The 15,040-nt window shown below is 75.7% G+C and carries 13 protein-coding genes and 1 tRNA gene; 6 read left to right on the forward strand and 8 right to left on the reverse strand.

From position 1 onward, the window contains the following. Nucleotides 1-49: 49 nt before the first annotated feature. Nucleotides 50-724, forward strand: a complete 675-nt coding sequence (locus GC157_15320) for a cyclic nucleotide-binding domain-containing protein (protein ID MBI1378829.1) — start codon at nt 50-52, stop codon at nt 722-724. Nucleotides 725-752: 28 nt separating this feature from the next. Here GC157_15320 and GC157_15325 read toward each other — a convergent pair whose 3' ends face one another. The 4 genes from GC157_15325 to GC157_15340 all read right to left on the reverse strand — a co-directional run bounded on the left by GC157_15325 (nt 753) and on the right by GC157_15340 (nt 3,101). Further along, the gene (locus GC157_15325; GenBank protein MBI1378830.1) at nt 753-1,463 is read right to left on the reverse strand and encodes an MBL fold metallo-hydrolase; all 711 of its coding nucleotides are present in this window, start codon (nt 1,461-1,463) and stop codon (nt 753-755) included. A 95-nt stretch (nt 1,464-1,558) separates the two neighbouring features. After that, entirely contained in the window at nt 1,559-2,446 is an 888-nt protein-coding gene (locus GC157_15330; protein ID MBI1378831.1) for an NUDIX hydrolase, read from the reverse strand. 29 nt (nt 2,447-2,475) lie between these two features. Beyond that, complete coding sequence (locus GC157_15335; GenBank protein ID MBI1378832.1) at nt 2,476-2,940, reverse strand: RidA family protein; 465 nt, start codon at nt 2,938-2,940, stop codon at nt 2,476-2,478. A 5-nt stretch (nt 2,941-2,945) separates the two neighbouring features. Continuing rightward, nucleotides 2,946-3,101, reverse strand: a complete 156-nt coding sequence (locus GC157_15340; protein ID MBI1378833.1) for a DUF4177 domain-containing protein — start codon at nt 3,099-3,101, stop codon at nt 2,946-2,948. Nucleotides 3,102-3,155: 54 nt separating this feature from the next. On the opposite strand from GC157_15340, the gene GC157_15345 reads away from it, so the two are divergent. After that, nucleotides 3,156-4,238 (forward strand): AAA family ATPase, encoded by a 1,083-nt coding sequence (locus tag GC157_15345; protein ID MBI1378834.1) that lies wholly within the window; start codon nt 3,156-3,158, stop codon nt 4,236-4,238. Next, nucleotides 4,235-5,392, forward strand: a complete 1,158-nt coding sequence (locus tag GC157_15350; protein MBI1378835.1) for an AAA family ATPase — start codon at nt 4,235-4,237, stop codon at nt 5,390-5,392. Before GC157_15345 ends, GC157_15350 begins: the two co-directional genes overlap by 4 nt. Before the next feature lie 33 nt (nt 5,393-5,425). On the opposite strand, the gene GC157_15355 is transcribed toward GC157_15350, so the two are convergent. Further along, nucleotides 5,426-5,752 carry a WhiB family transcriptional regulator gene (locus tag GC157_15355; GenBank protein MBI1378836.1) on the reverse strand — a complete coding sequence of 109 codons (327 nt, stop codon included), beginning with the start codon at nt 5,750-5,752 and terminating at the stop codon, nt 5,426-5,428. A 187-nt stretch (nt 5,753-5,939) separates the two neighbouring features. Here GC157_15355 and GC157_15360 point away from each other — a divergent pair, with 187 nt between their 5' ends. Beyond that, on the forward strand, nt 5,940-8,507 hold the full coding sequence (locus GC157_15360; GenBank protein MBI1378837.1) for a hypothetical protein: 2,568 nt from the start codon (nt 5,940-5,942) through the stop codon (nt 8,505-8,507). Nucleotides 8,508-8,535: 28 nt separating this feature from the next. Here GC157_15360 and GC157_15365 read toward each other — a convergent pair whose 3' ends face one another. Further along, nucleotides 8,536-8,991 (reverse strand): GatB/YqeY domain-containing protein, encoded by a 456-nt coding sequence (locus GC157_15365; protein ID MBI1378838.1) that lies wholly within the window; start codon nt 8,989-8,991, stop codon nt 8,536-8,538. A 107-nt stretch (nt 8,992-9,098) separates the two neighbouring features. Here GC157_15365 and GC157_15370 point away from each other — a divergent pair, with 107 nt between their 5' ends. Continuing rightward, entirely contained in the window at nt 9,099-10,031 is a 933-nt protein-coding gene (locus GC157_15370) for a metallophosphoesterase (protein ID MBI1378839.1), read from the forward strand. A 33-nt stretch (nt 10,032-10,064) separates the two neighbouring features. On the opposite strand, the gene GC157_15375 is transcribed toward GC157_15370, so the two are convergent. Both GC157_15375 and GC157_15380 read right to left on the reverse strand, forming a co-directional pair. Beyond that, complete coding sequence (locus GC157_15375; protein MBI1378840.1) at nt 10,065-11,444, reverse strand: MFS transporter; 1,380 nt, start codon at nt 11,442-11,444, stop codon at nt 10,065-10,067. Nucleotides 11,445-11,570: 126 nt separating this feature from the next. Then, nucleotides 11,571-11,644: transfer RNA gene (locus GC157_15380), tRNA-Pro, on the reverse strand. Between the two features lie 238 nt (nt 11,645-11,882). Between GC157_15380 and GC157_15385 the strand changes: the two genes are divergently transcribed. After that, on the forward strand, nt 11,883-15,032 hold the full coding sequence (locus GC157_15385; protein ID MBI1378841.1) for a DHA2 family efflux MFS transporter permease subunit: 3,150 nt from the start codon (nt 11,883-11,885) through the stop codon (nt 15,030-15,032). The last annotated feature ends 8 nt before the right edge of the window (nt 15,033-15,040 follow it).

The raw sequence follows: 15,040 nt of genomic DNA on the forward strand, positions 1-15,040 counted from the left end.
GTGCGCGTCGGACCTGCCGCCTGCGCGGCCGCCCCAGAGAGGACCGCACGTGGACGACGTGCTCATGAGCGCACCGCTGTTCGCCGCACTCGACGTCGAGGCCGCGGCGGCGCTCAAGTCGTCGATGGAGGAGCGCCGCCTGCTCAAGGGCGACATCCTCTTCGCCGAGGGCGACCCGGGCGACCGGCTCTACGTCGTCACCGACGGCAAGATCAAGCTCGTCCACGCGGCCAACGACGGCCGCGAGACGCTGCTGGCGATCATGGGCGAGGGGGAGATGTTCGGCGAGCTCTCCCTGTTCGACCCGGGTCCGCGCACCGCGACGGCGGCCGCGCTCACCGACGTCACCGTGCTCGGCCTCGGCCACGCCGCGCTGCGCCCGTGGCTCACGGGCCGGCCCGAGGTGGCCGAGGCGCTGCTCCAGGCGCTCGCCCAGCGGCTGCGCCGCACCAACGAGGCGCTGGCCGACCTCGTGTTCTCCGACGTCCCGGGTCGCGTCGCCAAGGCGCTGCTCGACCTCGGCGAGCGCTTCGGCCAGTCGCAGCCCGACGGCCTGCACGTGTCGCACGACATGACGCAGGAGGAGCTCGCGCAGTACGTCGGCGCCTCCCGCGAGACGGTCAACAAGGCGCTGGCCGACTTCGCCTCGCGCGGGTGGCTGCGGCTCGAGTCGCGCTCGGTCGTGCTCATCGACGTCGAGCGCCTCCAGCGCCGCGCGCGCTGAGCGGCCCACCGCCTGTCAGGCGGTCGCGTCACTCGCCGCGCAGGTACGCGATCTGCGCGAGCACGGAGAGCCGGGCGGCCGGCCACACCGCGCGGGGGACGTCGGCGTAGACCTCGGCGACGACGTCGTCGGCGGTGACGGCGCCCGCCTCGAGCACCGCGCGCACCTGCTCGAGCCGCTCGCGGCGGTGGTCGAGGTAGGCCGCGGCCGCCGCGGCCGCGTCCTCGAGCGCGGGGCCGTGCCCCGGCAGCACCACGTGGCGGTCGCCGGCGGCGAGGTCGCCCAGCCGCCGCAGCGACGCGAGGTAGTCCTCCAGGCGTCCCTCCGGGTGCGCCACCACCGTGGTGCCGCGCCCGAGCACCGTGTCGCCGGTGAGCAGCGCGCCGTCCTCGCGCAGGCGGAAGGTGAGCGAGTCGGCGGTGTGCCCGGGCGTCGCGACCACCTCGATCTCCACGCCGGCCGCCGCCACGACGTCGCCGCCCACGAGGCCCTCGTCGCCGAGCCGGTGCGCCGGGTCGAGGGCTGCGACCGGGGCGCGGAACCGGCCGGCGAACTGCGCGGCCCCCTCGGCGTGGTCCGGGTGGCCGTGGGTGAGCAGGATGCGGGCCACCCGGCGGTGCCCCACCTCGGCCGCGACGGCCTCGACGTGCCGGGGCAGCGCGGGGCCCGGGTCGACCAGCACCACCGCATCGGATCCGGCGTCGGCCAGCACCCAGGTGTTGGTGCCCTCGAGCGTCATCGGGCCCGGGTTGGGCGCCAGGACGCACACCGCGTACGCCGTCGCCCGCCCGCCGGTCCACGGCCGGCCGTCGCCCAGCGGAACGGGCGTGCCGCTCACACCGGCTCCGGGCCGACGCCGTCGGACTCGCTGCCCGCGGGCTCCTCACCGAGGTCGAGCACCGCCCGGGTGCGTGCGTCGACCATGCGCCACTCGACCTCGCCGGCGGCCCCCAGCACGGGGGCGGGCATCAACGGCACCACGGGTGCGGCGGCCGCGCGGCGCAGCGCGGTGGCGACGTCGTCGCACGCCGCCAGCAGGTGCATCACGGCGCGGGTGGGCGGCAGCATCGCCATGGAGCCGGCGTCGTACGCCGTCAGCGCGTCCTGCGGGCGCCACCACGCCGACACCTCCGACTCGCCGCCGACGTGCCGGGCGGACTGCCCGCCCGGGACGGCGGCCATGAAGAAGCGGGTGTCGTAGCGGCGGTCCTCCACCTCGGGGGTGACCCAGTGCGCGAACGGCACGACCGCGGTGTCGTCCACCACGAGGCCGCGCCGGGCCAGCAGCGCGGCGAAGCCGACGTCGCCCGTGACCAGTGCCGCGCGGTCGTGCTCGAGCCCCTCGTCCGGGGTCGCCGCGGCGCCGTCGGGCCCGAGGGCCAGCAGCACCCCGCACTCCTCGAACGTCTCGCGCGCCGCAGCGGCCAGCAGGGCGCCGGGCCGGGGGCTGCTCACACGGCGTCCGACCGCCGCGAGGTCGGCGCGGCCGGCGAGGGGCACGTCGTCGTCGGAGGCCTCGACCGCGCCGCCGGGGTAGACGTGCATGCCCGCCGCGAAGGCCATCGCCGTGGTGCGGCGCAGCACGAACACCTCGAGGCCGGCCGCCGCCTCGCGCAGCAGGCACACCGTGGCGGCGTCGCGGGGCTCCGGGGGCTGCCACGAGGCCTGCCCGCGCGCCAGCGCCTCGGCGCGCTCGCGCATCCGCGAGGGCAGCCGGGGCATCTCGACCCGGCCCGGCTCGGGCGTCGCGCTCAGTCGGCGACCTCGACGATCATCTCGACCTCGACGGCCGCGTCCAGCGGCAGCGCGGCGACGCCGACGGCCGAGCGCGCGTGCACCCCGGCGTCCCCGAAGGCCGTCCCGAGCAGCTGGCTCGCGCCGTTCACGACGCCCGGCTGGCCGGTGAAGCCCGGGTCGCTGGCGACGAAGCCGACGACCTTCACGACGTGCACGACGCGGTCGAGGTCGCCCACCACGGACTTCACCGCGGCGATGGCGTTGAGCGCGCACGTGGCGGCGAGCTCCACCGCCTGCTCCGGGGTGACGTCCGCGCCGACCTTGCCGGTGTGCGCCATCGCGCCGTCGACCATCGGCAGCTGGCCCGAGGTGTAGACGTAGGACCCGCTGCGCACCGCCGGGACGTAGGCGGCCACCGGCGGCACGACGTCCGGCACGGTGAGGCCCAGGCCGGCGAGGCGGTCCTCCACTGCGGACATCGGCCTCAGCCCTTCGGTCGCTTGAAGTAGGCCACGAGCTGGTCGGGGCTGGGGCCCTGCACCACCTGCACCAGCTCCCAGCCGTCCTCGCCCCAGGTGTTGAGGATCTGCTGGGTCGCGTGGACCAGCAGCGGTGCGGTCGCGTACTCCCACGTCGTCATGGGGCGACCCTAGGCCGTCAGGGCCGTCGCGTCGCCCGCGCCCCGGGGACCGGCCTGCCAGCCGGTGCCCGGGCCTCTACGCTCGACCCCGTGCCCACCGACGCCGACCGTGCCGTGCCGCGGCCCGAGTGGGACGGCGTCCGGCTGCACGTCGTGTCGGGCAAGGGCGGCACCGGCAAGACCACCGTCGCCTCGGCGCTCGCGCTGGCGCTGGCCACGGGCGGACGCCGGGTGCTCGTGGTGGAGGTGGAGGGGCGCCAGGGCCTGGCCCAGCTCTTCGACGTGCCACCGCTGCCCTACGAGGAGCGGCGCGTGGCCGTGGCGCCCGGGGGCGGCGAGGTGCACGCGCTGGCCATCGACCCCGAGGAGGCGCTCGTCGAGTTCCTCGAGATGTTCTACAACCTGCGCCGTGCGGGCACGGCCCTGCGCCGCATGGGCGCCATCGACTTCGCCACCACCGTGGCGCCGGGCGTGCGCGACGTGCTGCTCACCGGCAAGACCAAGGAGGCGGTGCGGCGCAAGAAGGACGGACGCCACGTCTACGACGCCGTCGTCATGGACGCGCCGCCCACCGGGCGCATCGCCCGCTTCCTCAACGTCAACACCGAGGTGGCCGGGCTGGCGCGCACCGGCCCCATCCGCTCGCAGGCCGACGCCGTGATGGAGGTGATCGCCTCGCCGCTCACGGCCGTGCACCTCGTCACGCTGCTGGAGGAGATGCCGGTGCAGGAGACCGCCGACGGCATCCGCGACCTCCTGGAGGCCGACCTCCCCGTGGGCGGCGTCATCGTCAACCAGGTGCGCCGCCCGCTGCTGTCGGCCTCGGCGCAGACCAAGGCGCGCAAGGGCAAGCTCGACGCGGCCGCCGTGGCTGCCGACCTCGAGAAGGTCGACGTCGTCACCTCCGCCGGCTGGCTGTCCACCGCCCGGGGCGCCGTCACCACCGACGACGTCGTCTCGGCGCTGCTCGCCGAGGCGGCCGACCACGCGGAGCGGGTGGCGCTCGAGCAGCGCAGCCGCGACACGCTCGAGGAGCTCGAGCGCCCCACCTACGAGCTGCCGTTCCTCCCGGACGGGATCGACGTCGGCGCCCTCTACGACCTCGCGGAGTCGCTGCGCGGACAGGGGTTCGGATGAACGCGCGCGAGGTGGTCCCGCGCAGCCGCAGCCTCGACGTCGACTCCCTGCTCGACGACCGCGAGGTGCGGGTCATCGTGTGCTGCGGCTCGGGCGGCGTCGGCAAGACGACGACGGCGGCCGCCCTCGGGCTGCGCGCCGCGGAGCGCGGACGGCGGGTCGTGGTGCTCACGATCGACCCGGCCCGCCGGCTGGCGCAGTCGCTCGGGCTCACCGAGCTCGACAACGACCCGCGGCCGGTCGACGGCGTCCGGGGCGAGGGCACGCTCGCGGCGATGATGCTGGACATGAAGCGGACGTTCGACGAGTTCGTCGAGTCCAACGCCGACCCGGAGCGGGCCGCGACGATCCTGGCCAACCCCTTCTACCAGTCGCTGTCGAGCTCGTTCGCCGGGACGCAGGAGTACATGGCCATGGAGAAGCTCGGCCAGCTGCGCGGGCGGGCCGAGACCGAGCACGCGTGGGACCTCATCGTGGTCGACACGCCGCCGTCGCGGTCGGCGCTGGACTTCCTCGACGCACCGAGGCGGCTCGGCTCCTTCCTCGACGGGCGGTTCATCCGGCTGCTCGCGGCGCCGGCCAAGGCGGGCGGCAAGGCCTACCTCAAGGTGATCACCGCCGGGTTCGGCATGTTCACCTCGGTGCTGAGCAAGATCATCGGCGGCCAGGTGCTCACCGACGTCCAGACCTTCGTGGGCTCGGTGGACACGCTCTTCGGCGGCTTCCGGCAGCGGGCCGACGACACCTTCGCCATGCTCCAGGCGCCGGACACCCGCTTCCTCGTGGTGGCCGCGCCCGAGCGCGACGCGCTGCGCGAGGCCTCCTACTTCGTCGAGCGGCTCGAGGGCGACGACATGCCGCTGGCGGGGCTGGTGCTCAACCGGGTGGCCACCACCGCCGTGCCGGACCTCGACGCCGCGACCGCGCAGGCCGCGGCCACCCGGCTGGAGTCCGGCTCGGGGACGTCGGTGACCGCCGCGCTGCTGCGCATCCACGCCGACCGGGTCGCCACGCTGGCCCGTCAGCGCCGGCTGGCCGAGCGGTTCACCAGCGCCCACCGCGGCGTCGCGGTGGCGGCCGTGCCGGCCCTGGCCGGGGACGTCGTCGACCTCACCGGCCTGCGCGAGATCGGGGAGTCGCTGGCGGTGCAGTGACCGGGGCCGCGAGCCGCCGGCCGCGAGCGCGGGTCAGGAGGCGACGCGCGGGTCCTGGGCGTGGTCGCTGAGGTCGACCACGGTGACGTCGTACTCCTCGCGCGCGGTCTCGAGCAGGCGGCGCCACGAGGTGACCTGCGGCCGCCGCCGCAGCAGGGCCCGGCGCTCGCGCTCGGTCATCCCGCCCCAGACGCCGAACTCGATCCGGTTGTCGAGGGCGTCGGCGAGGCACTCGGTGCGCACGCTGCACGACAGGCAGATCGCCTTGGCGCGGTTCTGCGCGGCCCCCTGGACGAACAGCGCGTCCGGGTCGCTCGACCGGCACGCCGCCGACGTGGTCCAGTCCGGTGTCCAGGTCATCGCTGGAGCTCACCCCCACACGCTCGTCCACGCTGCGACGCAGGTCAGAGCCCCAGCCCCCGGCACCGGCCCCGGTCTTGCGCCGTCGACGCCGCCGGCGCGCCGTCGCGCCGACACGGTGACGCTACGCACATCAAGATCGGGGAGTCAGGCTCGACTTGACCATATCTGGTAGTTATTTCGTGCCATGGACGGACGCCGGACCGGCCACCTGCGGACCGCACGCGGGCTGCGGCACGGTCACGGCCGCGGTGCGGAGTGGGTGGTGGGCCGCTTCCCGACGTACCCTCGTCAGGCCATGTCAGAGCCCCAGCACCCCGCGCCGGCCGTGCGCGTGGCCCCCCCGGAGCCGGCTCCGCGGCGCCGCCACGGCCTGCCCGCCACCACCGCGCGCATCGCGCTGTTCGTCGTCGTGAGCATGGTCGCCGGCGTGGTCATCGCCGGCACGGCGCTGCCCTTCGTCGGCGGCGCCGGCGTCGCGGCGCGCACCGCGTTCGAGGACTTCCAGGCGCTGCCCGACCAGCTGACCACGCCGCCGCTGCCGCAGCGCTCCATCATCCTCGCCGCGGACGGCACCACGATCGCGACGATCTACGAGCAGAACCGCATCGAGGTGCCGCTGTCGAAGATCGCGCCGGTGATGCAGCAGGCCATCGTGGCGATCGAGGACGGCCGCTTCTACGAGCACCGCGGCGTCGACCTGCGCGGCCTCACCCGCGCGCTCATCGGCAACGCCGGCGGCAGCGGCGTCGTGCAGGGCGGGTCCACCCTCACCCAGCAGTACGTGAAGAACGTGTTCGTCGAGTCCGCGGCCACCCCGGAGGAGGCCGCGGCCGCCCGCGCCCGCTCGGTCACCCGCAAGCTCAAGGAGATGCGCTACGCCCTCGCCCTCGAGCGCGAGCTGACCAAGGCGCAGATCCTCGAGCGCTACCTCAACATCGCCTACTTCGGGGCCGGCGCCTACGGCGTCGAGGCCGCCGCGCGCCGGTACTTCTCCAAGCACGCCAACCAGCTCACCCTGGTGGAGGCCGCGACCCTCGCCGGCGCGGTGCAGCAGCCGGTCGCCTACGACCCCACCCGCAACCCGAAGTCCTCGCAGTACCGCCGCAAGCAGGTGCTGACGCGCATGGTGGAGATGGGCTACATCACCCAGGCGCAGGCCACCGCGGCGTCGGCGGTGCCCACCAAGACGTTCCTCAAGCCCTCGGTCCCCCACAACGGGTGCACGACGTCCTACGCCCCGTACTTCTGCGACTACGTCTACCGCCTGCTCAAGACCGACCCCGCGTTCGGCAAGACGCCGGCCGACCGCGAGGCGCTGCTCAACCGCGGCGGCCTCATCATCCGCACCACGCTGCAGCCCAAGGCGCAGCGGGCCGCGCAGCGCGCCGTCGACAAGTACGTCCCGCCGAAGGACCCGAGCCGCAAGATCGCCGCGATCAGCATGGTGCAGCCGAGCACCGGCCAGATCGTGGCCATGGCCGAGAACCGCACGTGGGGCGTCAAGGGCATCGGCCACACCACGTACAACTTCAACGTCGGCACGCAGTACGGCGGCAGCCTCGGCGCCCAGGCCGGCTCGACGTTCAAGGCGTTCACGATGGCCGCGGCGTTCGCGCAGAACATCTCGCCCTACGACTACATCGACGCGCCGTCGGTCAACACCTTCGACGGGTTCAAGAACTGCGACACCGGGGCGCCCTACGCGCCGGTGACCATCCACAACTCCACGAGCTCCGGCACCTTCAACATGCTCCAGGGCGCCGCCTACTCGGTGAACACCTACTTCATGGCGCTCGAGCAGCAGACCACCCAGTGCGCCGCGGCCGACATGGCCGAGAAGGCGGGCCTGCGCCGGGGCGACGGCTCCTCGCTGCTGCGGGTGCCCAACTTCACCCTCGGCGTCGACGAGGTCACCCCGCTCGGCATGGCCTCGGCCTACGGCGTGTTCGCCAACCACGGCACCCTGTGCCAGCCCACCGCGATCCTCTCGGTGGAGACGCGCGACGGCCAGAAGCTCGCCGTCCCGCAGGCCGACTGCAAGCGCACGATCTCGCGCCCCGTCGCCGACTCCGTCGCCGCCGTCCTCAAGCAGGTCGTCGACGGGCCGCTGCCCGGCCGCACCGGGCAGGCCATGTCGCTCGGCCGCGACGCCGCCGGCAAGACGGGCACCACGAACAGCTCGGCGTCGGTGTGGTTCGTCGGGTTCACCCCGGACCTCGCCGCGGCCGTCGCCACCTACGACCCCCGCGGCGCGGCGCGCTACCCGATGCAGAACGTGACGATCGGGGGCCACTACTACCCGCAGGTGTGGGGCTCCACGCTGCCCGGGCCGATCTGGAAGATGGCGATGCTCGGCGCCCTCGAGGGCACCCCGCCGACCCACTTCGACCTGCGCCCGCTCGACGGCATCGGCACGATCACCCCGCCCCCGCCGCCGGGCTCCTGCCCGAGCCCGGGCGCCTCGCCGTCCGGGTCGGCGAGCCCGGCCGCCACCGGCACCCCGTCGCCGGGGGCGAGCCCCACCGACTGCCCGAGCCCCTCGTCCTCGGCCTCGCCGTCGGCGTCCGGCTCGCCGTCGGGCTCGCCGAGCCCCTCGAAGTCGCCGTCGCCGACCCCGTCGCCGAGCCACGACCCGACGCCGAGCCCGAGCACGACGCCGACCACCTCGAAGAGCCCGACGGCGGGCGCGCACGCCACCACGAGCGCCCGCGCGTCGTCGAGCACGCGCGCGTCCTCGAGCGCGAGCCCCTGACGCGTCGGGGTCGGCCGGCAGGCCGGGCTCAGCCGGCCAGCGCCGCCCGCACCGCGGCGGCCACGCGGCCGCCCTCGGCCCGGCCGGCCACCCGAGGCGTGAGCACCTTCATGACCTGCCCCATGGCCCGCGGGGAGTCCGCGCCGGTCTCGGCCACGGCCGCGGCCACCAGGGTCGCGAGCTCGTCGTCGGAGAGCTGGGCGGGCAGGTAGGTCTCGAGCACCGCGAGCTCGGCCCGCTCGCGCGCGGCGAGCTCCGGGCGGGCGGCGTCGTCGTAGGCGGTGGCCGACTCGCGGCGCTTCTTCGCCTCGCGCCCGAGGACGGCGACCACCTCGTCGTCGGAGAGCTCGCGGGCCTCGTCGCCGGAGACCGCCTCGTTCTTCACCGCGGTCAGCGCCATGCGCAGCGTGGCGGCCGCGACCTCGTCGCGGGAGCGGATCGCGGTGGTGAGGTCGTCGTGCAGCCGGGTCTCGAGAGCGCTCATGGGCCCATCCTCCCGCAGGCCGCAACCGGGTAGCCCGGGCGCACCGGCGTCCGGCCCGGTGCCGGTGCGTGCCGGCGCCCGGCGCCGTCCGTGGGATCCTGGGCGGCATGTCGCGCACCGGGACCGCCCTGCTCGGGCTCACCGGCCTCGCCGCCGCCGGGCTCGCCTGGTCGGTCGCCGAGGCGCACCGCTACACGCTGCGCCGCGCCAGCGCCCCGGTGCTGCCGGCCGGGCAGCCGCCGCTGCGGGTGCTGCACCTGTCGGACCTGCACCTGACCCCGCGCCACCGCGGCCGCGCGGCGTGGGTGCGCGGGCTCGACGCCCTGGAGCCGGACCTCGTCGTCGTCACCGGCGACTTCCTCGCGCACCCGGACGCGGTGCCCACGGTGCTCGACGCCCTCGGGCCGCTGCTCGCGCGGCCGGGCCTGTTCGTGCTCGGGTCCAACGACTACTTCGCCCCCGGCGTGGTGCGCCCCTGGCGCTACCTCACCGGCCCCTCCGACCTCGACGAGCAGCGCCCGACCCTGCCGTGGGGCGAGCTGGTCAAGGAGCTCGGCGGCGCGGGCTGGACCGACCTGTCGAACGCCCGCGCCACGCTCGAGGTGGACGGCCGCCAGGTCGACGTGCGCGGCGTCGACGACCCCCATATCCGGCGCGACCGCTACGCCGAGGTCGCCGGCCCGTTCGCGGCCGATGCCGACCTCGCCCTCGGCGTCGCTCACGCCCCTTACCTCCGGGTGCTCGACGCGATGGCCGCCGACGGCGCGTCCCTCGTGCTCGCCGGGCACACCCACGGCGGCCAGCTCTGCGTGCCCGGCGTCGGTGCCCTGGTGACCAACTGCGACCTGCCGCCGGCCCAGGCCAAGGGCCTCTCGCGCCACGCCCGCCCGGCGCGCGACGACGACCCGTCGCTGGGCGGCGCCGACGGCCGGGGCACGGTGCTGCACGTCTCCGCCGGGCTGGGCACCTCGCCCTACGCCCCGGTGCGCTTCGCCTGCCCGCCCGAGGCCACGCTGCTCACGCTCACCGCCACGCCCTGACCCCGCCGGCGCCCACCGGGGGGTGCAACCCGGTCAGGCGGCGGCGACCTCCGAGCGCACGAGTCCGGGGCCGGCCGGCACGCGCAGGGCCCACCGGCACGCCGGCGGCACGAGGGCTCCGGCCACCACGGACAGGGCGCCGAGCACCAGCCACCCCGGCCAGCCCCAGCCCACCACCAGCGCGGTGAGCACCGCGGGGGCGAGCATCGAGCTGATCGAGAAGCCGGTGTTGTACAGGCCCTGGTACTGCCCCTGGGCGGTGTCCGGGGCCAGCCCGAACCCGATCGCCCACGAGCCGGCCGCCTGCAGCATCTCGCCGCCGACCTGCACCAGCGCCCCGAGCACGAGCAGGGCGACGGCCCACGTCTCGCCGCCCGAGGCCGACGACGCGAACACCACGCAGGAGCCCGCGAGCACGAGCCCCGCCAGGCGGGTGGCCTGCGCGCCGAGCCCCACTGAGCCGATCCCGCGGCTCACCCGCACCTGGAGCAGCACGACGGTCACGGTGTTGGTGAGCACGAGCACCGCGACGATCCACCGCGGCGCCTCCGTCCGCGTGACGACCCACAGCGGGAGGGCCACCTCGGTGAGCCCGTAGTGCAGGGCCATCACCGCGTTGAGCCCCGTCAGCACGAGGAACGGGCGGTCGCGCAGGGCGACCAGGCGCGGGCCCTCGCCCGTGTGCGGCACGGGCGGCACGTGCGGCAGGCGCGTCGCGATCGCCGCCGCGGCCACGAACGTGACGGCGTCGAGGACCACCATGCCCCGGTAGGCCGCGGGGGTGTCGACCACCAGGGCCAGCCCGCCCACCACGCCGCCCACGCTGATGCCGACGTTGGTCACCGCGCGCAGGTAGGCGCGCAGCCGCACCCGCTCCTCGCCGGTGCCCAGCGCCGCGATGAGCGCGCCGCGTCCGCCGGCGGACGCGCGGTCGACGACGGTCACCAGCGTCGCCGCGGCCACGAACCCGGCGAAGGACCCCACCACCAGGTAGCCCAGGGACAGCACGCCCAGCGCGACGGTGAGGGCGACGTAGACCTCGCGCGGGCCGCGCACGTCGGCGAGGTGGCCCATGGGCGTCGACACGAGGAGGCCCACCACGCCGGCGATCGTCAGGCCCAGCCCGACCTGCGCGGCCGAGAGCCCCACCACCTGCGTGAAGTAGATGACGCTCGTCGTCATGAACATGCCGTTGCCGGTGGTGTTGACCAGCGTGCCGAGCGCGAGGACGCGCTGCGGGCCGGCCGGCGGCACGAGCGCCCGGGCCCGGCTCACCGGCCACCCGCCCGGGGGCGGCGGGAGCGGGACGGCGGCACGGGCGCATTCCACCACGGCCCCCCGGACGCCGACCTCCGCGTTCCGCGCCAGCGGACGGGGCCGTGGACCCCAGGAAAGGGGACGAGGACCCGGCATGAAGCCGGGCCCTCGTCATATGTCGGGGTGGCGGGAGCCGTCGGCGCACGAGAGTGCGCCTCCTCCCAAATCCGAGGCCCGGAGATACGACGAGGACCCGGCATGAAGCCGGGCCCTCGTCGTATGTCGGGGTGGCGGGATTTGAACCCACGACCTCTTCGTCCCGAACGAAGCGCGCTACCAAGCTGCGCCACACCCCGGTGGAGCCTGGGAAGTCTACGGGTCCGCCCCGGGGCGGCCAAAACGGGTCCCGTCCCCGCCGTCGCGAGGGCGGCCTCGGCGCGATGGTTGATCTTGCTGCGCCCGGTGGGACGGCAGCGTACGGTGACAGCGCTGCGGAGTCCGGGCCTCCGTCGCTGTCGAACGACCCGTCCTCGGCGCCGTGGCCACCGCCCGTGTCGTGCGCGGGCCCGCCCACGGTCGTCGCGGAAGGGACTCATGTCGACCACGCTCGAGCGCCGTCGCCCGGCAGCCATCACCAAGGGCCGCATCCCCGGGCGCACCGTGCTGCTGGTGGCCTCGTTCGGCGCGTTCCTGGCGTTCCTCGACGCCACGATCGTCAACGTCGCGTTCCCGAGCATCCGGGTCTCGTTCCCGGGCTCGGACATCGCGGGGCTGTCGTGGATCCTCAACGCCTACAGCATCGTGTTCGCAGCCTTCCTCGTGGTGTCCGGCCGCCTGGCCGACCTCCTCGGTCGGCGCTGGGCGTTCACCTCGGGCGTGCTGGTGTTCACGCTGGCCTCGGCGGTGTGCGCGGCGTCGGGGTCGGTCGGGTTCCTCGTGGCGGCGCGCGTCGTGCAGGCGCTCGGCGCCGCGATCCTCGTCCCCGCCTCGCTCGCGCTCGTGGTGCAGGCGTTCCCGTCCGACCGGCGCTCGCACGCGGTCGGCCTGTGGGGGGCCTCCGCGGCCCTGGCCTCCGGGCTCGGGCCGCCGATCGGGGGCGCGCTCGTCGAGGCCGGCGGCTGGCGCTGGGCGTTCCTGGTCAACGTGCCGTTCGGCATCGCCGCCCTGTGGGCCGGGCGCACCCTGCTCGTCGAGAGCCGGGCGCCGGGACGCCGGCGGATGCCCGACCTCGCGGGCGCGCTGCTGTCCAGCGGGATGCTCGGCCTGCTCACCCTCGGCCTGGTCAAGGGCGGCGACTGGGGCTGGACGTCCACCGGGACGCTGGTCTCGTTCGGCGCGTCGGCCGTGCTGCTCGTGCTCTTCGTGCTCAGCTCGCGCCGCCATCCCGTGCCGCTGCTCGACCCTGCCCTGCTGCGCATCCGGTCGTTCGCCGTGGGCAACGCGGCGACGATCGTCGCCGGGGCGGGCTTCTACGCCTACCTGCTCACCAACATCCTGTGGCTCCAGTACGTCTGGGGCTACAGCGTTCTGGCCTCCGGCTTCGCGGTCGTCCCGGGCGCGCTGGTCGCCGCGGTCCTCGCAGCCGTGCTCGGCCCGGTGGCGCAGCGGCGCGGCTACCGGCTGGTGATCGTCCCCGGCGCGCTGGTGTGGGCGCTGGCCTACCTCTGGTACGCCACGCGGGTGGAGGTGACGCCGGACTTCCTCGGCACCTGGCTGCCCGGCCAGCTGCTGTCGGGGATCGGCGTGGGGGCCACCCTGCCCGTGCTGGGCTCGGCGGCGCTGGCCGCCGTCCCCGGCGGGCGCTTCGCGACGGCGTCCGCGGTGAACTCCAGCGCCCGCCAGATCGGCGCGGTGCTGGGCATCGCCGTGCTGGTCATCATCATCGGCTCGCCGACGGCGCAGGCGCCCACGGCGGTGGTCGACTCGCTGCGCCACGGCTGGCTGCTGTCGGCCGCGTGCTTCGCGCTCACGGCGGTGGTGGCGCTCTTCGTCGGCCGCGTGCGCGCGGACGTGAGCGACGAGCAGCAGGCCGACGAGGCGCCGCCCAGCGTGCGGCTGCCGGAGCCGCGCGAGCCGGCGTCGGCCGCCGAGCCGCTGGCCGGGGCGCCGCTGCTGTCCCGTCTGCCCGCGGGGTCGCGCGCGCGGCTGGCCGCGGGGTCGACCCCCGTGCTGCTGCCCGCCGGCGAGGTCCTCGTGAGCGAGGGCGACCCGGCGCACGACATGTACGTCGTGTCCTCCGGCCGGCTCGAGGTGGTCTCCGGCGGCGCGGTGCTGCGCGAGCTCGGCGCCGGTGCCGTCATCGGCGAGCTGTCCCTGCTCACCGGGGGACGCAGGTCGGCCACGGTGCGGGCCAAGCGCGACAGCCACCTGCTCCGGGTCTCGCACGCGTCGTTCACCGCGGCCCTCGACGCCGACCCGGCCGCGCGGTCCGCGCTCACCGAGGTGCTGGCCGAGCAGCTGCGCGACGCGCACCGGCCCGAGGACGACGGCGCCCGCACGCCGCAGCCGCGCGTGGTGGCCGTGGTCGCCGCCGGCCCCGGCGCCCCCGCCGCGGAGGTGGCCGACGAGCTGGCCGCGGCATTGGCCCGCACGCTGCGGGTCACCGTGTCGCGCGAGATCGGCCCCGACGGGCTCGAGCGGGCCGAGCAGGAGCACGACCGCGTGCTGCTCGTGGCCGAGGAGGCCGCGAGCGACTGGTGGGTCCGCTGCGTGCGGCAGGCCGACCAGCTCGTGCTCGTGGCCCGCGCGGACCAGCCGCCCGGGAGCGTCCCGGCGCTCGACCGCGAGGACGCCGACCTCGTGCTGGTGGGGCCGTCGCGGGCGGCCGGCTCGGTCGTGCGCGCCTGGTCCGAGGCGGTGGCGCCCTACGCCGTGACGCAGAGCGACGGGATCGACCTGCGAGGTGCGCTGCGCCCGCTCGCCGCCCGGCTCGCCGGGCGATCGACAGGCCTGGTCATGGCCGGCGGCGGGGCCCGGGCGTTCGCGCACATCGGCGTGCTGCACGAGTTCGAGGACGCCGGCGTCGTCGTCGACCGGGTCGCCGGGGCCAGCCAGGGCTCGATCGTGGCGGCGCTGTACGCCTCCGGCCTGGACGCGGCCGAGGTCGAGGCCGCGTGCTACCAGGAGTTCGTGCGCGGCCGCCCCTTCCACGACTTCACCTTCCCGATGGTGTCGGTCGCCAAGGGCCGGCGCACCGAGCGTCTGCTGCGCCGCCACCTCGGCGACGCGCACATCGAGGAGCTGCCGCGGCAGTTCCGCTGCACCAGCACGGACCTGCAGACCCGCTCGCCGTTCGACCACCGGCGCGGCGACCTGGTCGACGCGGTGATGGCGTCGATCGCGCTCCCGGTGCTCTTCCCGCCGCGCCGCCACGGCGAGCACCTGCTCCTCGACGGCGGCATCCTCGACAACCTGCCGGTGCGCCTGCTGACCGAGCGCGACGAGGGCCCGGTCGTGGCCGTGAACATCGGCATGGGCGCGGCGCCGGCCCGTCGCGGCGACGCCTCGGCGTCGGGCCCGCCCCGGCCGGTGCGCATCCCCGCGCTGGGCGAGACCCTCATGCGCACGCTGTTCATCGGCAGCGGCGGCGCCGCGGAGGCGGCGCGCGAGGCGGGCGCCGTCGTGGTGACGCCGTCCTCGCGCGGCGTGGGGCTGCTGGAGTTCCACCAGCTCGACCGCATGGTCGAGTCCGGGCGCGCCGCCGGTCGCGCGCTGCTGGAGCAGGCCGGTCACCTGCTGCGCTGAGCGGGGTC

This window comes from Frankiales bacterium (genome assembly GCA_016125335.1).
GTDB lineage: Bacteria > Actinomycetota > Actinomycetes > S36-B12 > CAIYMF01 > Longivirga.